Annotated in this window: 16 protein-coding genes and 2 riboswitches; of the genes, 6 read left to right on the forward strand and 10 right to left on the reverse strand. The window is 69.3% G+C overall.

Annotation, left to right across the window (positions count from 1 at the left end; genetic code table 11):
* Positions 1 to 149 precede the first annotated feature (149 nt).
* Both ACM6JT_RS06565 and ACM6JT_RS06570 read left to right on the forward strand, forming a co-directional pair.
* Complete coding sequence (locus ACM6JT_RS06565) at positions 150 to 689, forward strand: hypothetical protein (RefSeq protein WP_217590121.1); 540 nt, start codon at positions 150 to 152, stop codon at positions 687 to 689.
* Between the two features lie 211 nt (positions 690 to 900).
* Complete coding sequence (locus ACM6JT_RS06570; protein ID WP_034183863.1) at positions 901 to 1935, forward strand: helix-turn-helix domain-containing protein; 1035 nt, start codon at positions 901 to 903, stop codon at positions 1933 to 1935.
* 36 nt (positions 1936 to 1971) lie between these two features.
* Here ACM6JT_RS06570 and ACM6JT_RS06575 read toward each other — a convergent pair whose 3' ends face one another.
* Together ACM6JT_RS06575 and ACM6JT_RS06580 are read right to left on the reverse strand one after the other, a co-directional pair.
* Positions 1972 to 3066 carry an ADP-heptose--LPS heptosyltransferase gene (locus tag ACM6JT_RS06575; RefSeq protein WP_414856160.1) on the reverse strand — a complete coding sequence of 365 codons (1095 nt, stop codon included), beginning with the start codon at positions 3064 to 3066 and terminating at the stop codon, positions 1972 to 1974.
* The gene (locus tag ACM6JT_RS06580; RefSeq protein ID WP_034183864.1) at positions 3063 to 4766 is read right to left on the reverse strand and encodes a thiamine pyrophosphate-binding protein; all 1704 of its coding nucleotides are present in this window, start codon (positions 4764 to 4766) and stop codon (positions 3063 to 3065) included. Before ACM6JT_RS06580 ends, ACM6JT_RS06575 begins: the two co-directional genes overlap by 4 nt.
* A 290-nt stretch (positions 4767 to 5056) precedes the next feature.
* Here ACM6JT_RS06580 and ACM6JT_RS06585 point away from each other — a divergent pair, with 290 nt between their 5' ends.
* The 4 genes from ACM6JT_RS06585 (at position 5057) to ACM6JT_RS06600 (ending at position 6696) form a co-directional block, all read left to right on the forward strand.
* Positions 5057 to 5518, forward strand: a complete 462-nt coding sequence (locus tag ACM6JT_RS06585; RefSeq protein ID WP_131948726.1) for a hypothetical protein — start codon at positions 5057 to 5059, stop codon at positions 5516 to 5518.
* Entirely contained in the window at positions 5515 to 5799 is a 285-nt protein-coding gene (locus ACM6JT_RS06590) for a type II toxin-antitoxin system RelE/ParE family toxin (RefSeq protein ID WP_414856137.1), read from the forward strand. The genes ACM6JT_RS06585 and ACM6JT_RS06590 overlap by 4 nt, the downstream gene beginning before the upstream one ends.
* A 250-nt stretch (positions 5800 to 6049) precedes the next feature.
* Entirely contained in the window at positions 6050 to 6286 is a 237-nt protein-coding gene (vapB, locus tag ACM6JT_RS06595; RefSeq protein WP_034183867.1) for a type II toxin-antitoxin system VapB family antitoxin, read from the forward strand.
* Entirely contained in the window at positions 6286 to 6696 is a 411-nt protein-coding gene (locus ACM6JT_RS06600; protein ID WP_414856138.1) for a type II toxin-antitoxin system VapC family toxin, read from the forward strand. The genes vapB and ACM6JT_RS06600 overlap by 1 nt, the downstream gene beginning before the upstream one ends.
* Before the next feature lie 58 nt (positions 6697 to 6754).
* On the opposite strand, the gene ACM6JT_RS06605 is transcribed toward ACM6JT_RS06600, so the two are convergent.
* From ACM6JT_RS06605 to ACM6JT_RS06640, 8 genes are all read right to left on the reverse strand, one after another.
* On the reverse strand, positions 6755 to 8143 hold the full coding sequence (locus tag ACM6JT_RS06605; protein WP_105390396.1) for an L-serine ammonia-lyase: 1389 nt from the start codon (positions 8141 to 8143) through the stop codon (positions 6755 to 6757).
* Positions 8144 to 8174: 31 nt separating this feature from the next.
* On the reverse strand, positions 8175 to 9317 hold the full coding sequence (locus ACM6JT_RS06610; RefSeq protein ID WP_217590124.1) for an alginate lyase family protein: 1143 nt from the start codon (positions 9315 to 9317) through the stop codon (positions 8175 to 8177).
* A 151-nt stretch (positions 9318 to 9468) separates the two neighbouring features.
* On the reverse strand, positions 9469 to 12396 hold the full coding sequence (gene gcvP, locus ACM6JT_RS06615; RefSeq protein WP_407971042.1) for an aminomethyl-transferring glycine dehydrogenase: 2928 nt from the start codon (positions 12394 to 12396) through the stop codon (positions 9469 to 9471).
* A gap of 65 nt (positions 12397 to 12461) precedes the next feature.
* A complete protein-coding gene (gene gcvH / locus ACM6JT_RS06620) occupies positions 12462 to 12842 on the reverse strand; it encodes a glycine cleavage system protein GcvH (RefSeq protein ID WP_034183871.1) in 381 nt (126 codons plus the stop codon).
* Between the two features lie 117 nt (positions 12843 to 12959).
* Entirely contained in the window at positions 12960 to 14078 is a 1119-nt protein-coding gene (gene gcvT, locus ACM6JT_RS06625) for a glycine cleavage system aminomethyltransferase GcvT (protein ID WP_243565082.1), read from the reverse strand.
* A gap of 84 nt (positions 14079 to 14162) precedes the next feature.
* Positions 14163 to 14296: riboswitch (glycine riboswitch) on the reverse strand.
* 31 nt (positions 14297 to 14327) lie between these two features.
* A riboswitch (glycine riboswitch) is annotated at positions 14328 to 14431 on the reverse strand.
* A gap of 114 nt (positions 14432 to 14545) precedes the next feature.
* Positions 14546 to 14908, reverse strand: a complete 363-nt coding sequence (locus tag ACM6JT_RS06630; RefSeq protein WP_034183988.1) for a hypothetical protein — start codon at positions 14906 to 14908, stop codon at positions 14546 to 14548.
* A 157-nt stretch (positions 14909 to 15065) separates the two neighbouring features.
* Positions 15066 to 16118 (reverse strand): oxidoreductase, encoded by a 1053-nt coding sequence (locus ACM6JT_RS06635; RefSeq protein WP_407971040.1) that lies wholly within the window; start codon positions 16116 to 16118, stop codon positions 15066 to 15068.
* A gap of 233 nt (positions 16119 to 16351) precedes the next feature.
* Positions 16352 to 17059: an SGNH/GDSL hydrolase family protein gene (locus ACM6JT_RS06640; RefSeq protein WP_414856139.1), complete on the reverse strand. Its 708-nt coding sequence runs from the start codon at positions 17057 to 17059 to the stop codon at positions 16352 to 16354.
* Positions 17060 to 17197: the final 138 nt, after the last annotated feature.

Raw genomic sequence — 17197 nt, forward strand, 5'->3', positions numbered from 1 at the left:
CTACCGGCAATCCGGCACTTCGCCATTTTCGACTTCGACATCCGACACCCGGCGCAGGCCTCGCACCGTCGCGGCCAGCGCCGGAAACGATACCGGCCGCCGCGGGTTCGCTGCGGCCCGGTGTGCCGATGCGTGTAACGAAAACCGGCATGGCAGACCTTCCCCGATCCTTTCCGCGCCACCCCGTATTCCACGCGGGCGAACTCGACGCACAGCACCGCTTCGGCGTGGCGGACGAAGCCGAGCGGATGAGCGACGCCGTCACGACGCGCGTAAGCATCGGCGTGCGGCAGTTCGTCGAATCGCAGCCGTTCATGTTCGTCGGCACCGCATGCGGGGGACGCGCAGCCGTGACATGCGACATCGTGCAGAGCCTGCGCGACGCGAACGGCGACCTGCTGCCCGTCGTCCGTGTGATCGACACGAAGACGCTGCGGTTCGCGTTGCCCGCACACGGCGATGGCCGGATCGACGCGACAGCGTGCGGCGGCAGCGGGGTCGGATTGCTGTTCGTCGATTTCGTGCGCGGCATCCGCTACCGGATCAACGGCCGCGCGACGCTGCGTGCCGATTTGCCCGAAGCGGACGCGGCGCCCTGGCCGGCCGGCAGCGCGATCGTCGAGCTGGCGGTCGCGCAGGCGTACGGCAACTGCGGCACGCGGGTCGTGCGGCTGAAACCGGCCGGGTAGCCGGTATTCGGTAGCCGGTGGCGACGGCGGCGAATATGCGCGGTCGCGGCGCGGATCGCACCGGCGGCGTGCGCGGCACGCCGCCTTCGGGTGCGCCCGTATCGCGCGAGCCGGCCGGGTAGCGTGAAATGACGGGTTGTGCGCCGGGCCGCGCGGTTCGGCACGGGACTTGCAAGACAGATGCGGTTCCGGGCAGGTGAGGGAGAACACGATGGATCAACACGTGGCGAGTATCGAAGAACCGACGGCCGAAGACACGCGTCGCAACGCCCAGGGCGACGACGCGCTGGCCGGGCAGGCGGTCGTCAGCGTCGCGCACGACGCGGACGAGCAGGCGCGTAACCTGATCGGCTGGCGGCAGACCTACGACCAGCTCGCGGCCGGCCGCTTCGTCGGCACGCTGACCGAGCTGCCGCTCGACACGATGAAGCTGTTTCGAGAATCGACGAGCCACCTGCTGCGCCAGGCATGCGAGGTGCGCGGCGATGCATACTGGTTCGGCATCCCGCTCGTGTGCGACGGTACGGCACGCGTCGATGCATGCCGGATCGGGCCCGGCGCGCTCGCGTTCCGGCCCGGCAACGTCGAATTCGAGCTGCTGACGCCCGCGCAGTTCTCGATCTACGGCGTCGTCGTGCGCGGCGACGTGCTGCGCCGCTATGCGGAGGAGGTCGAACGCCGCGCGCTCGACGAGCGGCTGTTCACGCAGCGCGTGATGCAGGTCGGCGATGCGCGGCTCGCGCGCCTGTGCGCGCTGCTCGGCCGCCGGCTCGACGGCGCGGTGGCCGTGGCCGGCCCGCTGCCCGATGCGCAGCGCGACGATCTGCAGGCCGAGGTGCTGGCCGCGCTGTTCGATGCGTGCGCGCAACCGGGCGACGACGGCGCCGGCCGCGCGCCGTCGACGCGCCGCTGGATCGTCGAGCAGGCGCGCGACTACGTGCTCGCGCACCGCACGCGCCCGGTCGGCGTGCCCGAGCTGTGCGAACAGTTGCACGTGAGCCGGCGCACGCTGCAGTACTGCTTCCAGGACGTGCTCGGGATGGCGCCCGCGACCTATCTGCGCACGCTGCGGCTGAACGGCGCGCGGCGCGATCTGTGCGGGCGCGCGGCCGGCTCGGTGCAGGACGTCGCGGAGGCGTGGGGCTTCTGGCATCTCAGCCAGTTCGCGACCGATTACCGAAGGCTGTTCGGCAAGCGGCCGTCGGAGACGCTGCGCGATCGCGCGGCGACGGTCGCGGCGGGGTGACGACGGCGTTCCGGCTGGCTGCCGCGTGCTGTTTTCTTATCCGGTGATCGCCGCCGCTTCGCGCGGCGCCGGCCACGCGAGCGCATCCCAGTCGATCGCGCGATACGCGGCCTCGACCGCCGCGAGATCGTCCGGCCGCTCGCTGCGATGCAGCCCGCGCAATTCGGCCGGCACGTCGAGCGCGACCGGCACGCAATGCGGATAGTCGCGCACGCGCAGCGCCGGCCCGATCGTCGTGAAACACGCGAGCGTCGGCACGTCGAAACCGTCGGCGAGATGCAGCGCGGCCGTGTCGGGCGCGAACAGCAGGCTTGCGCCCTTGATCCATGCGATGAAGCGCGCGGTGTCGGTCGCGTCGCCGCTCACGTCGGTGTAGGCCGGATGCGCGACGGGGCCGAACCCGGCCACCGGCAGCCCGTAGCGTTGCGCGAGCCGTTCCACGAACGCCGCGCGCAGCGCGGGCGGCACGCTGCGCACCGCGGTGCTCGCATTCGGACAGAACAGCACGTACGGCCGCTGCCATGCGGCCGGCAGCGCGGGCAGCGGCAGCCGCGCGAGCCAGCGGTTGCGCTTCGCGGCGGCCGGCACGGCGGCCGGGTCGGCGCCGAGCGCGTCGAGGAAGAAATCGATCATCGGCAGCCGCGCGAACGCGGGCCAGTACAGGTGATTGCCGACGTCGATGCACGGCGCGTCCGCGGGCAGCGCTTCGATGGGGCACGGCAGCGTGCGCAACGGCGCGACGACGTCGGCCGCGAGCGCATACAGCGCGTCGACATAGCGCGGCGTGCGGGCCGGCCGGTACAGCGTGAAACGCAGGCCCGCGTGCGCCGCGCGCAGTGCGGCGAGCGCGGTCAGCCCGATCACCGAATCGCCGAGCGTGACGCCCATCCCGTTGATCACGTGCACATGCCGCACGCCGTCGTAGTCGAGCCGGAACGGCCGATGCGCGGCATGCAGCAGGCCGAGCGCGGGCGCGGCAGGCACGTGGCCGACTGCGCGGGTGCTGCCGTGCTCGACGTCGTACGGCGCGACGAGCGTGCCGTCCGGCGCGAGCAGCGTGCCGGGGAGCACGAGCGCGTCGTCGTGCGACAGCGCGACGCCGGGCGGCGCGGTGCGCGTTTCCACCGTTATCCGCCGCGCGCGCGGCGGCCCTGCTCGCGGATCTGTTCTAGCGTCGCGGCCGGCGTGCTGGCGTCCTGCGGGATGCGGATCTCGATCAGCGCCGGCAGCCCGCAGGTCAGTGCGCGCTCGAGCGCGGGCGCGAAATCGGCGGTGCGCTCGACCGTCTCGCCATGCGCGCCGAACGCGCGCGCATACGCGGCGAAATCGGGATTCGTGAGCCCCGTGCCGTGCACTCGGCCCGGGTAGTTGCGCTCCTGATGCATGCGGATCGTGCCGAAATGCCCGTTGTTGACGACGATCGCGACGATGTTCAGTCCGTACTGCATCGCGGTGGCAAGCTCGTTGCCGGCCATCATGAAGCAGCCGTCGCCCGCGAGCGCGACGACGGCCCGCGACGGGTACAGCGATTTCGCGGCGAGCGCGGCCGGGATGCCGTAGCCCATCGCGCCGCTCGTCGGCGCGAGCTGCGAGCGGAAGTGCCGGTACGCGAAGTGGCGATGCAGCCAGATCGCATAGTTGCCGGCGCCGTTGGTCAGGATCGCGTCGTGCGGCAGGCGCTCGCGCAACTGCACCATCACGTCGCCGAGCTGGACGTCGCCGGGCATCGGCAGCGGCGCATGCCATTCGCGGTACGCGCGATGCGCGTCGGCGGCCGTGCCGGCCCACGCGGGGTGATCGGGCGGTTCGAGCGCGGCGAGCGGCGCGGCGATCTCGGGCATCCCCGACACGATCGGCAGGTCGGCCGCATACACGCGGCCGAGCTCGTCCGCGCCCTGGTGCACGTGGATCAGCGTCTGGCGGGTCTTCGGGATGTCGAGCAGCGTGTAGCCGCCGGTCGTCGCTTCGCCGAGGCGCGGCCCGATCACGAGCAGCAGGTCGGCGTCGCGGATGCGCTTCGCGAGCGCCGGATTGATCCCGAGCCCGACGTCGCCCGCATAGTTCGGGTGCGCGTTGTCGATCGTGTCCTGATAGCGGAACGCGCACGCGACCGGCAGTTGCCAGCGCTCGACGAAGGTGCGCAGGTTCGCGCACGCGTCGGGTGTCCAGCCGCTGCCGCCGACGATCGCGAGCGGCCGTTCCGCGCGCGCGAGCCGCTCGCGCAGTTCGTCCATCTGCGCGGCCGACGGCGCGGCGGCGACGCGTTTCGCGGCCGGCACGACCGGCTGCGGCGCGCACGCTTCGGACAGCACGTCTTCCGGCAGCGCGAGCACGACCGGGCCCGGACGGCCCGACATCGCGACGTGGAACGCGTGGCTCAGGTATTCGGGGATGCGGCGTGGGTCGTCGATCTGCGCGACCCATTTCGCCATCTGGCCGAACATCCGGCGGTAGTCGATTTCCTGGAAGGCTTCGCGGTCGAGGTGCTCGCGCGCGCACTGGCCGACGAACAGGATCATCGGCGTCGAATCCTGGAACGCGGTGTGCACGCCGATCGACGCATGCGTCGCGCCGGGCCCGCGCGTGACGAACGCGATGCCGGGGCGGCCGGTCAGCTTGCCGACGGCCTCGGCCATGTTCGCGGCGGCCGCCTCGTGGCGGCAGACGACCGTCTGGATGCGCGCGGTGTCGTCCGCCAGCGCATCGAGTACGGCGAGGAAACTCTCGCCCGGCACGCAGAACACGCGTTCGACGTGATTGGCGAGCAACGCATCGACGAGCAGTCGCGCACCGGTGGTGGCGCGCGGCTCGAGATCCTTGGAATGCGACATGGGCTGCCGTCTCCCTGGGTAGCGGGACGTACAGCTTACGCCTGTCGGCGGGGCCGTGAAAAGTGTCGGAACACGGAGTGATCCGGACTGCGCGTCGCCCGTGTTGGCCGGCTGCGGTTGGCCGAAAGGGTGACTTGTGCGTGATCGCTCGACAGGGAAGAGTGTGGCTACGGATGTCGAGGCGAATGCGGGTCTCGATCATCGATGCCGCACCTCCCAAGTAACAATAAAAAGGGAGGCCATTCAATAGTAAAATTTCCCGGAATGACTAACGGTATCGAGAATCCATCATGGCAACCGAAACGATCGATCAAAAGACGCTCGTCCAGCTCGTCGAGGCCGGCGCCGTGCGCGCCGCGCGCGTGATCGGCTGCGGCAACGGCTGGGCCGTTTCGGCCCGTTGCGGCGCAAGCGAACGGCTCCTGTCGGCCAAGCGCGGCGACGTGCGCGTGTTCCGCCGTTTTGAAACGCTGGTCGGGTTTCTGCGCGAAATAGGCATCAGCCGGTTCGATGTGGACGCGTCGGATTTCGACCCGGATGCAGCCGGCCGGGCGACCCGGCCCGATCGTGCGGCCGCGCTGAAAGCGGCCCATGAAGCGGCCGTCCACGACCGCTGGTTCCGCGAGCAGGTGCAGCAGGCGCTGGACGATCCGCGCCCGTCGATTCCCGATGCCGAGGTCAGCGCAGAGTTTGCGTCGCGCCGTGCCGCGCTGCGTCAACGGATCGCGGGCAAGCGGGGTAATGCTGCTTGACCCTCGCGCTGCATTGGCACCCGAAGGCGCGCGAGGACCGCGCCGCGATCATGGACTACATCGGCCAGGACGACCCGCTGGCCGCGCTCGAACCGGACGAGCGATTGGAGGAGCGGGCCGCGGCGTTGCCCGCGCGCGCCGAACTGTATCGGCAAGGGCGCGTGGCGGGCACACGCGAGCTGGTGGTCGCGCCGAACTACGTGCTCGTGTATCGCATCCGGCCGGCCGACAACATCGTGGAGATCCTCCGCGTATTGCATGCGCGGCGGCAATGGCCGTGATGCATCGCGCCGGGCTCGGTGCTCGACGCTATTCACCAAGTGTCGGAACAGGGCTGAATCAAGCCATCAAACACCGGAGGAACATCATGACGGGAGGGGAAAGATGGAAGTGCCAGTGTTCGCTTACGGATCGAGGCACCGCCCATTGAGCATACCGCTGCCGAACGGATCGTCATGTACACACATGGATTTACATGATATCGGAAACGATCTAAAGTACATCCGACGTACATCCGGATCGGAGATCGACATGCATACCACCAGGGTATTTCGGAACGGCAACTCGCAGGCCGTACGGATTCCAGCAGACCTTGCTTATGAGCGTAGCGATATCGAGCTGGAAATCGAGCGGGTGGGTGACGAAATCCGTATTCGGCCTATGCGGCGGCCTCTGACCCGTGTGCTCGAGAAGTTTGCGAAATTCGGGCCGGATTTCATGTCCGAAGGACGCGGCGATCAGGAGCAGGCTGAGCGCGAGGGTCTGTGATGCCGCGCTACATGCTCGACACCAACATGTGCATCTATCTGATGAGGAATCAGCCGGAGCAGGTCGCAAGACGGTTTGCGCAGTGTTACACGGGGGACGTCGTGATGTCGGCGGTCACGTATGCCGAGCTCGAGTACGGTGTCGCGGTGTGCGCGAATCCTGACCGGGAGCGTCTAAATCTTGCCGCGCTGATCGAGGATATTCCCGTTGCGCCGTTCGATGTGGCGGCTGCGCAAGCGTACGGTCCTGTTCGCGAAGCGACCCGCGAACGGAAGAAGGATCATCTCGACAAGCTGATCGCGGCCCACGCGGTGTCGCTCGATGTCGCCCTCGTGACCAACAACGAGCGGGATTTTGTGAGCTATCCGGGGTTGCGGCTGGAGAACTGGCTGAACGATTCGTGTCCATGACAACGTCCGGCGGTAATGCGGGACGTCAATCCGCCTCGCATTACCGTCGGACCCGGCATCAGCACTCGACGATATTCACCGCCAGCCCGCCGCGCGACGTTTCCTTGTACTTCGTCTTCATGTCGGCGCCCGTCTCGCGCATCGTCTTGATCACCGAGTCGAGCGACACGTAGTGCGAGCCGTCGCCGCGCAGCGCCATGCGCGCCGCGTTGACGGCCTTCACCGATGCCATCGCGTTGCGCTCGATGCACGGGATCTGCACCATCCCGCCGACCGGGTCGCAGGTGAGGCCGAGGTTGTGCTCCATGCCGATCTCGGCCGCGTTCTCGACCTGGTGCGGCGTGCCGCCGAGCACCGCTGCAAGCGCGCCGGCCGCCATCGAGCAGGCGACGCCCACTTCGCCCTGGCAGCCGACTTCCGCGCCCGAGATCGACGCGTTGAGCTTGTAGAGAATGCCGATCGCGGCGGCCGTCAGCAGGAAGTCGATCACGCCCTGCTCGTTCGCGCCGGGCGTGAAGCGCGTGTAGTAGTGCAGCACGGCCGGGATGATGCCGGCCGCGCCGTTGGTCGGCGCGGTGACGACCCGGCCGCCGGCCGCGTTTTCCTCGTTGACCGCGATCGCGTACAGGTTGATCCAGTCGATCATCGACAGCGGGTCCTGCAGCGCGCGCTCCGGGCTTCCCGTCAGCGTGCGGTACAGCTGCGGCGCGCGGCGCTTGACCTGGAACGGGCCGGGCAGGTTGCCGTCGGCATCGGGGTTGCCGATCCCGCAGCCGCGCGACACGCACGACTGCATCACGGCCCAGATCTTCAGCAGCCCGTCGCGCGTCTCTTCCTCGGTGTGCCACGCGCGCTCGTTTTCCCACATCAACTGCGCGATCGACTTGCCGGTCGACTCGGTCAGCGCGAGCAGCTCCGCGCCGGTGCGGAACGGGTGCGTCATCTGCTCGGCCGCGCTCAGCACCTTCGTGTTCGGCGCACCGGCCGTCACGACGAAACCGCCGCCGACCGACAGGTACGTGCGCTCGACCAGCACCGCGCCGTTCGCGTCGGACGCGCGCAGCTTCATCCCGTTCGGATGCTCGGGCAGCGCCTGGCGGTAGAACGCGATGTTCTCCTTCAGCACGAACGGCACCGGATGCGTGCCGAGCAGCGCGAGCTTCTTCGACTTGCGGACGTCTTCCAGCCGCGCGTCGATCGTGTCGGGATCGACGGTGTCGGGCGCGTCGCCGAGCAGGCCGAGCATCACGCCGCGGTCGGTGCCGTGGCCCTTGCCGGTGGCGCCGAGCGAACCGTACAGCTCGACCTTCACGTGGGCCGTCGCATCGAGCTGCCCGTCTCGCTCGAGGCCCTGGACGAACATCAGCGCCGCGCGCATCGGTCCGACCGTATGCGAACTGGACGGACCGATGCCGATCTTGAAGAGGTCAAACACGCTGACTGCCATTTCGATACCTGCCTTGCTTATAAGAGTAGTGCTAGCGCGCCTGCAATGGCAGGCACGCGGCGAGCCATGCGGGCGGCGTCGGGGAAAGCTGCTGCGCGACGCGGGCATAGCGCCCGTCCAGTCGCGCGGCCAGATGAAAGAGTTCGGTGGCGTTTTTCGGGTCCCACTGCCCCGTGTAGCCCGGCAGGCCGGCCTCGCGGCGCTTCGCGTCGAACGGCACCGGCGAATTCACGAATTCCTCGTGGGTTTTCTCGCCGAGCGCGTACGGCACGAGCCAGTCGAGCGCGGCCGCGAGCGTCGCGCCGTTCGCGCCGCGCTCGCGCAGCCAGTTGCGGTTGAAGCGGCGTGCGGCGAGCGCGGCCGTCACCAGCGGCTGCAGGTCGTACACCGCGTAGTGCAGCGCATCGCGTTCCTCGAAGTCCCACGTCTTGCCGTCCGGGCCGATGTTGTCGGCGAGATGCTCGACGAACAGCCGCTGCGCGGCGTTCATCATCCTGCGGTCGCCGAGCGTGAACGCAGACAGCGCGATCAGCTTGATCCGGTGGCTCTGCCAGTTGTTGCGCCAGGTGCCGGTGAGCGGACGCTTCTGCGCGTCGATCTGCGCGACATAGCCGGCGCCGAGCTTCGCGATGAACGCGGCCGTCGCGTTGCGGGTCTTCACCGGCAGCGCGCTCGCGGTCATGTCGTACGCGATGATCAGGCTTTCGAAGCGCGTCTCGTCGATCGGGTTGAAGCTCGGCTGGTAGGTTGCGACCCACGCGGACAGGAAGCGGTCGACGAGCTGCAGGTAGCGCGGCGCGTTCGTCACGCGCCACGCGAGCGCCGCGTCGCGCATCAGGTCCATGTCCTTCAGCGCGGCGGCGCTCTGGTCGTAGATGCCTTCGTGCGGCAGCGTGCCCTCGGTGTGCACGCGCGGCATCGCCTTCGGCTGCTCGCCGATGCGCGCGTCGACGCTGCGGATCAGCGCCTGTACGCCCGGCTCGGCCTGGGTCGTCTCGCTCGCCTGCAGTGCCGGCGCCGCGCAGAAATTCATCGCCGCGCGCGCGTTGCCGGACGCGCCGAGGCCGACAGCGGCAAACGACAGCGACGCGACGAGCATCGGCACGAACCGGCGCGCACGCACGCGCGGCCGACTCTGCAGTGCACCATGGCCCGGAAACATCGGACGCACCATGCGGAACTCCTTCATTGGCTGGATCGCGTGTGATGTTAGCCGGATTGGCGGACGAACGCGCACCGGTTCCGGCGGCGAACGCAAAAACCGCACGCAACACGGAGTTGCGTGCGGTGCGATCACCATCGGACGGCTCGGGGCCTGGCGCGCGTTATGCGTACTCCGACATCGGCACGCACGAGCAGAACAGGTTGCGGTCGCCGTACGCATTGTCCGCGCGGCCGACCGGCGGCCAGTACTTGTTCGTGCCGAGCGACGCGACCGGGTACGCAGCCTGCTCGCGCGAGTACGCGTGCGGCCATTCGTTCGCGGTGACGACGGCCGCCGTGTGCGGCGCGTGACGCAGCGGGTTGTCCTCGCGGTCGGCGCGGCCTTCCTCGACCGCGCGGATTTCCTCGCGGATCGCGATCATCGCGGCGATGAAGCGGTCGAGTTCTTCCTGCGATTCCGATTCGGTCGGCTCGACCATCAGCGTGCCCGGCACCGGGAAGCTCATCGTCGGCGCGTGGAAGCCGTAGTCCATCAGGCGCTTCGCGACGTCGTCGACGCTGATGCCGCTCGAATCCTTGATCGGACGCAGGTCGAGAATGCATTCGTGCGCGACCAGCCCGCCCGGGCCCGAGTACAGCACCGGGTAGTGCGGCGCGAGGCGCTTCGCGATGTAGTTCGCGTTGAGGATCGCGGTTTCCGTCGCGGCGGTCAGGTTCTTCGCGCCCATCATCGCGATGTACATCCACGAGATCGGCAGGATCGACGCCGAGCCGTACGGGGCGGCCGACACCGCGCCGATGCCGTTTTCGTCGCGCGCGTAGCCGGTCGAACGCTGGTTCGGCAGGAACTTCGCGAGGTGCGCGCCGACCGCGACCGGGCCGACGCCCGGGCCGCCGCCGCCGTGCGGGATGCAGAAGGTCTTGTGCAGGTTCAGGTGCGACACGTCGCCGCCGAACTGGCCCGGCGCAGTCAGGCCGACCATCGCGTTCATGTTCGCGCCGTCGACGTACACCTGGCCGCCGTGCGCATGCACGATCTCGCAGATCTCGCGGACGTTCTGCTCGAACACGCCGTGCGTCGACGGATACGTGATCATGATCGCCGCGAGGTCCTTCGAGTGCTGCTCGGCCTTCGCCTTCAGGTCGGCGATGTCGACGTTGCCCTGCGCGTCGCAGGCGACGACCACGACCTTCATGCCGGCCATGTGCGCGGATGCCGGGTTCGTGCCGTGCGCGGACGCCGGGATCAGGCACACGTCGCGGTGGGCTTCGCCGCGCGATGCGTGGTACGCGTGGATGATCAGCAGGCCCGCGTACTCGCCCTGCGAGCCAGCGTTCGGCTGCAGCGACACGGCCGCGTAGCCGGTGGCCGCGACGAGCATCTGCTCGAGCTGGTCGATCATCTCGCGGTAGCCGACGGTCTGGTCGGCCGGCGCGAACGGGTGGATGCCGCCGAACTCGGGCCACGTGACGGGCAGCATTTCCGACGTCGCGTTCAGCTTCATCGTGCACGAGCCGAGCGGGATCATCGAGCGGTCGAGCGCGAGATCCTTGTCCGACAGGCTGCGCAGGTAGCGCAGCATTTCGGTTTCGGAATGGTGGCGGTTGAACACGTGGTGCGTCAGGTACGCGCTCGTGCGCTCGAGGCCGGCCGGCAGCGCGGCGACGCCGGCGAGGCCTGCGTCCAGCGCGTCGACGGCCGGCGCGGTGCCGCCCGCGGCCTGCGCGAACACGGTGAGGAGATCGGCGAGGTCGTCGCGCGTCGTCGTTTCGTCGACCGACACGCCGACTTGCGTGTCGCTCACGCGGCGCAGGTTGATGCGCTTCGCCTTCGCGAATTCGTGAACCTGCGCGGTGCGCGCGCCGGTGTCGATCGTCAGCGTGTCGAAGAACGTGTCGTTGACGGTCGCGAAGCCGAGCTGCTTCACGCCGGCGGCGAACAGCGCCGCGATGCGGTTCACGCGCAGCGCGATCGTCTTCAGCCCGTGCGGGCCGTGGTAAACCGCGTACATGCTGGCCATGATCGCGAGCAGCGCCTGCGCGGTACACACGTTCGACGTCGCCTTCTCGCGGCGGATGTGCTGTTCGCGGGTTTGCAGCGCGAGGCGCAGCGCGGGCTTGCCCTGCGCGTCGACCGTCACGCCGACGAGGCGGCCCGGCATCTGGCGCTTGAATTCATCGCGCACCGCGAGATACGCGGCGTGCGGGCCGCCGAAGCCCATCGGCACACCGAAGCGCTGCGTGTTGCCGATCGCGACGTCCGCGCCCCATTCGCCGGGCGGCGTCAGCACGGTGAGCGCGAGCAGGTCGGCCGCGACGACCACGTGGCCGCCGGCCGCGTGGATCGCTTCGGTGAGTGCGCGGTAGTCGCGCACGTCGCCGTTCACGCCCGGGTATTGCAGCAGCACGCCGAACGCGTTCGCCTGTGCCGCGTCGGCGGCCGGGCCCGTCTTGATCTCGATGCCGATCGGCAGCGCGCGCGTGCGGATCACTTCGAGCGTCTGCGGCAGCACGTCGTCGGCGACGTAGAACACGTTCGACGCCGGCTTGCCGGTGCGCTGCAGCAGCGTCATCGCTTCGGCCGCGGCGGTCGCTTCATCGAGCAGCGACGCGTTCGAGATTGCGAGGCCCGTGAGGTCGGTCACCATCTGCTGGAAGTTCAGGAGCGCCTCGAGGCGGCCCTGGGAAATTTCGGGCTGGTACGGCGTGTAGGCCGTGTACCACGCCGGGTTTTCGAGCACGTTGCGCAGGATCACCGCCGGCGTGTGCGTGTCGTGGTAACCCTGGCCGATATACGAGCGGAACACCTGGTTCTTGTCCGCGAGAACCCGCAGCGCGGCGAGGGCTTCGGCCTCGCTCTTCGGCTGCGCGAACGGGCCGAGCGGCAGCGTTTCGGCGCGGCGGATCGAGGCCGGGATCACGGCGTCCATCAGGGCGGCGCGCGACGCGAAGCCGAGCGTATCGAGCATGGCCTGCTGGCTGGCGGCGTCGGGGCCGATATGGCGTTCGGCGAACGCGTCGTGCGTTTCGAGCGCGGCGAGCGAGAGGGGCGTGCGGTTCATCAGGCGGTCCGGGTGTTCGAGCTTCATGGCGTGACTCTGGTCCCGCGCGGGACGGGGCGGCTGGCCGGCCCCGCGCGGTTCGGGTAAGGAAATTAGTCGATCAGCTTGGTGTAGGCGGCAGCGTCGATCAGCTTGTCGGTCGATGCGCCGGCCGCGAGCTTGATCTTGAAGAGCCAGCTCGCGTACGCGTCGCCGTTGACCTGATCCGGCGCGTCGACGATCGCGCCATTGACTTCGACGATCTCGCCGGACACCGGCGAGTAGATGTCGGATGCAGCCTTCACCGATTCGACGACGCCGACGGCGTCGCCCGCGGTCACCGACTTGCCGACTTCGGGCAGTTCGAGGAAGACGATGTCGCCGAGCGTGCTCTGCGCGTGATCGGTGATGCCGACCGTCAGCGTGCCGTCTGCCTCGGTGCGGATCCACTCGTGTTCGTCGGTGTATTTCAGATCGGCCGGGACGTTGCTCATCGGATGCTCCTGGATAAAAGGGTGTGATTCGTTCTGCTGGCGCGCCGCCGGGGCGCGCCGGATGTGGTTTGCGCCGGGCGCCATCTCCCGGCTTCCCGGGAGGAGGCCCCCCGGCCGTTACGCAGCGAGGACCTTGCCGTTGCGCACGAACGGCAGTTTTACCACGCGCGCGGGAAGATTCTTGTCGCGAATTTGCACCTGGACCGTGTCGCCGACCTGGACGGCCGCCGGCACGCGCGCGAACGCGATCGATTCCTGCATCGACGGCGAGAACGTGCCGCTCGTGATCTCGCCTTCGCCGTGCGGCGTGACGACCTTCTGGTGTGCGCGCAGCACGCCGCCCGCCTTGCCGTTTTCCTTCTGCAGGATCAGGCCGACGAACGCGGCGCGCGTGCCGTCGCGTTCGAGCGCGGCGCGGCCGATGAAGTCGCGCGGTGCGGTGAGGTCGACCGTCCATGCGAGGCCCGCGTCGAGCGGCGACACGGTGTCGTCCATGTCCTGGCCGTACAGGTTCATGCCGGCCTCGAGGCGCAGCGTGTCGCGCGCGCCGAGCCCGCACGGGCGCACGCCGTTTTGCTGCAGTGCGTTCCACAGCGCTACGACGTGCACGGCCGGGACGATCACCTCGAAGCCGTCTTCACCGGTATAGCCGGTGCGCGCGACGGTGAGATCGCCGAACGGCGTGCCGGCGACCTGCGCGGCGTTGAACGGCTTCAGCTCGCTCGTCGCGGCGCGCGCGGCGGGCACGGTCGTCCAGACCTTTTCGCGGGCGTTCGGGCCCTGAACGGCGACGATCGCGAAATCGCGGCGCGGCGCGATCGTGAGGCCGTAGCCGCCTTGCTCGTTGAGCGTGTTGAACCACGCGATGTCTTTCTCGGCGGTGCCGGCATTGACGACGACGCGGAAGAAATCTTCGGTGAAGTAATAGACGATCAGGTCGTCGACGACGCCGCCCTGCGGATTGAGCAGGCACGTGTAGAGCGCCTTGCCGGGCGTCTTCAGCTTGCCGACGTTGTTCGCGATCGCGTGCTCGAAGAACGCGCGCACGCGGCTGCCGGTGAAATCGACGACGCACATGTGCGACACGTCGAACATGCCGGCGTCGGTGCGCACGGCTTCGTGTTCTTCGATCTGCGAGCCGTAGTTGACGGGCATGTCCCAGCCGCCGAAGTCGACCATGCGGGCATTGAGCGCGCGGTGCGCGGCGTTGAGCGGGGTGTGATTCAGTGCAGTCATCGAGGCCTCAGGCAAGGCGCTTGCGCGCGGATCAGAACGGCCATGTGCCGACCACCGCGGCCGACGGGCTGCGAGCGATCAGGTACATGCCCCTCTGTCCTCGATACCTGAGAGATTGCGCCGCGGGCAAAGCCCGGCGAGCGCGCGCCCCTTCGGTGGGCAGCTTGCCCGCGCAGCATGTGCGCAGCGGGCTACTGCCGCTCTCCAGAGTGCGGGGAGTGCGGCCCGCGCAATGCGCGGACGGGATTCCCCGACGCGGCCGGTCCTTTTGCCTGAGAGTTTGCGGGTGTGCCCCTTCGGCGGCGCGACCGGCGTTGCAGCAACGCGGTCACACGCTCTCCCGACGCGTGCGGGCGACTGTACGCGAGCGGGTGGGCCTTGTCAATTTGGGCAAAAAAATGTCGCTTCACGACAAGCGGCGGCAACCGGTGCCGCCGCTTTTTTCCACTCCGGCGGGCGCCGGCGCGTTACTCGCCGATCGCGCGCGCGGCCGTGTCGAGTTCCTGGTTCAGCACGCGCTGCTCGTCGCCGGACAGGCCGCCGCTGTGCTGCGCGGCCATGTCGTTCGCTTCCTGGCGGATCACGTCGAGGCGGTGGTGAAGCTGCGCGCCGTACGGCGGCGGATAGTAGCCGCCGTTCACGCGCGCATCGATGCGGCGGTGCAGGTTGTCGATCCGGCCCTGGATCTGTTGCGCCCGTTCGTTCGCGACGACCTGCGGATTCGGCCGCGGCGGGGGCGCCTGACGGACCGGCTGCTGCGGCTGCACGATACAGGCCGCGAGCGAGGAAACCAGCACGCAGCACACTGCTGCGCGAATCAACCGTTGCATCAACATTCTCCTGACGGATTGGTGTCGGATCGACTTTTTTGAGAAACGCGTCAGACAGGTGTACCGCTGACTTTCGTTCCCGCGGCATTTGTAACCGAATGTTCCGGTTGCCCCGGTACACGCGTGCCGGCCGGCTGCAACCGGCCAGCGCGCGGTGTCAGACCATGCGGCGCACGAACGGCAGCCGGCGGCCGTCGTGCTCGCTCTGCGCGGCGAGCTCGATGATCGTCATCACGTCGACGGCGTCCTGCGCGGTGACGGGGAACGGCGCGCCGTCGCGGATCGACGCGGCGAGCGCGCGGTAGAACTCCGCGTACTGGCCGTCGAGCGTCGGCACCGGGCGCTCGACTTCGATTTCGCCGTCGAGCACGCGCAACAGGCCGGGCGGGTTGCCGCCGCCGAACTCGACGTCGTCCGCGGTGAGGCCGGCCTTGAGCTGGTCTTCCTGCGTGTCGAGCCCGAACTTCTGGTAGCTGCCGCGCGTGCCGTGCAGCGTGAAGCGCGCGGGTTCGATCGCCGACAGCGCGCTCGCGTGCAGCGCGACATCCTTGTCCGGATAGCCGAGCAGCAGGTGCACGAAATCGGGCGCCGTGCCGTTGTCGCGGCGCGTCTTGACGGTCGCGCTCACCGTTTCCGGCACACCGAACAGCGCGAGCGCCTGGTCGATCAGGTGTGGGCCGAGGTCGAGCAGCAGGCCGCCGCCGCGGGCGGGCTCCTCGCGCCAGCGCGTGCGCGGCGTCGGCCGGAAGCGGTCGAAGTGCGACGCGAAGTAGGTGAGCCGGCCGAGCTCGCCCGATTCGACGACACGGCGCACGGTCAGGAAATCGCCGTCCCAGCGGCGGTTGTGGAACGGCGCGAACAGCCGGCTGCGCGCGTTCGCGAGCCGCGCAAGCGCAAGTGCTTCGTCGGCGGTGAGCGTGACGGGCTTGTCGACGACCACGTGACGGCCGGCTTCGAGCACCTGGCGCGCGAGCGCGAAGTGCGTGTCGTTCGGCGTGGCGATCACCACGCACTCGATGTCGTCGAGGCCGAGCAGCGTGTCGAGGTCGGGGACGACGCGCGCGCCCGGATACGCGGCCCGTGCGCGATCGGGCTGGCCCGTCGCGATCGCGGCGACTTCAGTGCGGCCGCTCGTGGCGATCACGGGCGCGTGGAACGTCGCGCCGGCGAAACCGAAACCCATCAAACCAATCCTGAGCAATGACGACATGGCAATTCCTGGCTGCGAAGGAAATTAAAGGATGGCGCGCCGAGGCGGCGCGAAGACGACCGGCTATTTTGGCATGGCGCCGCCGCTCGTACTGGCGCGTTGGGCGAAATGCGCGGAGAGACGCGGCGCATGCGCAAAGGAAGCCGGCATTTGCGCGAGACCGCGCACCGTGCGCACGTGGCTGCCTGCCCGGCTTCGCGGTAAACGGCGCGTCGCGCGGGCGCTGAGCCGTGTCATGCGGCCACCCGCTGCCGCACGGCGGCCGCGACCTGCGCGGCCCACACGGCGCATGCCGCTTCGCCTGGGTGGAAGCCGTCCGCGGCCATCAGGTGGCGCTCGAGCGGCAGCGCGACCCGCAGGAACGTGCAATGCGGCTGCGCGGCGGCCCAGCCGGCGAGCGCCGCGTTGAGCCGTTTCGCGCGCAGCCCGAGATACCACGCGAGCGGCTGCGGCAGCGCCGGAAAGCGTTCCATCGGCGGTACTGCCGACAGGATCACGTGCCCGACCCGGAAGCGCCCGGCGAGCGTCCGGACGAGTTCTGCCTGCGCCGCCTGCCAGCGCGCCGGCGGCACGCCGCCCGTCACGTCGTTGACGCCGAGCGACGTCACGGCCACGTCGAACGGCTCGGCCGGCTCGGCGGCGAGCCAATCGACGAGATCCTGCGTGGTCAGGCCCGTGCGCGCGAGCAGCTTCCAGCTCACGCGGTGCGTGGCCGCCAGTTCGCTCGCCAGTTGCCCGGACAGCGCGTCGCGCTGCGTCGCGACGCCGACGCCCGCGGCGGCCGAATCGCCGACCACCAGCACGCGCAGCGGCGGGCCGTCGCCGGCCACGCCGTCGCGCGGGCCGGCCGCCTCGGGCAGCCGCGGCGTGACGCGCCGCACGTAGCGCCCCTGTGCGAACAGCAGCGGGCCGAGGGCGGCGGTGGCGAGCGGGTATCCCATGGTGTCGATCCGGTGGTGTTTCAGACGTTTCAAGCGGTTCAGACGAGCCCGGCACGGGGCGCCGCCGGTGTGTGCGTATTGTGGCCGATCGGTGCGCGAACGGGGCCGGATTGGCCGGACGGACGGGGTGCGACCGGC

Origin of the sequence: Burkholderia sp. IT-111MI5, assembly GCF_949752865.1 — a bacterium.
GTDB lineage: Bacteria > Pseudomonadota > Gammaproteobacteria > Burkholderiales > Burkholderiaceae > Burkholderia > Burkholderia pyrrocinia_C.

Coding starts and splice junctions, on each gene's coding strand:
- gcvP (WP_407971042.1), bottom strand. CDS start 12,396: ATGAAGCTCGAACACCCGGACCGCCTGATGAACCGCACGCCCCTCTCG.
- ACM6JT_RS06630 (WP_034183988.1), bottom strand. CDS start 14,908: ATGCAACGGTTGATTCGCGCAGCAGTGTGCTGCGTGCTGGTTTCCTCG.
- ACM6JT_RS06610 (WP_217590124.1), bottom strand. CDS start 9,317: ATGGTGCGTCCGATGTTTCCGGGCCATGGTGCACTGCAGAGTCGGCCG.
- ACM6JT_RS06635 (WP_407971040.1), bottom strand. CDS start 16,118: ATGTCGTCATTGCTCAGGATTGGTTTGATGGGTTTCGGTTTCGCCGGC.
- ACM6JT_RS06605 (WP_105390396.1), bottom strand. CDS start 8,143: ATGGCAGTCAGCGTGTTTGACCTCTTCAAGATCGGCATCGGTCCGTCC.
- vapB (WP_034183867.1), top strand. CDS start 6,050: ATGCATACCACCAGGGTATTTCGGAACGGCAACTCGCAGGCCGTACGG.
- gcvH (WP_034183871.1), bottom strand. CDS start 12,842: ATGAGCAACGTCCCGGCCGATCTGAAATACACCGACGAACACGAGTGG.
- ACM6JT_RS06585 (WP_131948726.1), top strand. CDS start 5,057: ATGGCAACCGAAACGATCGATCAAAAGACGCTCGTCCAGCTCGTCGAG.
- ACM6JT_RS06570 (WP_034183863.1), top strand. CDS start 901: ATGGATCAACACGTGGCGAGTATCGAAGAACCGACGGCCGAAGACACG.
- ACM6JT_RS06565 (WP_217590121.1), top strand. CDS start 150: ATGGCAGACCTTCCCCGATCCTTTCCGCGCCACCCCGTATTCCACGCG.
- gcvT (WP_243565082.1), bottom strand. CDS start 14,078: ATGACTGCACTGAATCACACCCCGCTCAACGCCGCGCACCGCGCGCTC.
- ACM6JT_RS06600 (WP_414856138.1), top strand. CDS start 6,286: ATGCCGCGCTACATGCTCGACACCAACATGTGCATCTATCTGATGAGG.
- ACM6JT_RS06640 (WP_414856139.1), bottom strand. CDS start 17,059: ATGGGATACCCGCTCGCCACCGCCGCCCTCGGCCCGCTGCTGTTCGCA.
- ACM6JT_RS06580 (WP_034183864.1), bottom strand. CDS start 4,766: ATGTCGCATTCCAAGGATCTCGAGCCGCGCGCCACCACCGGTGCGCGA.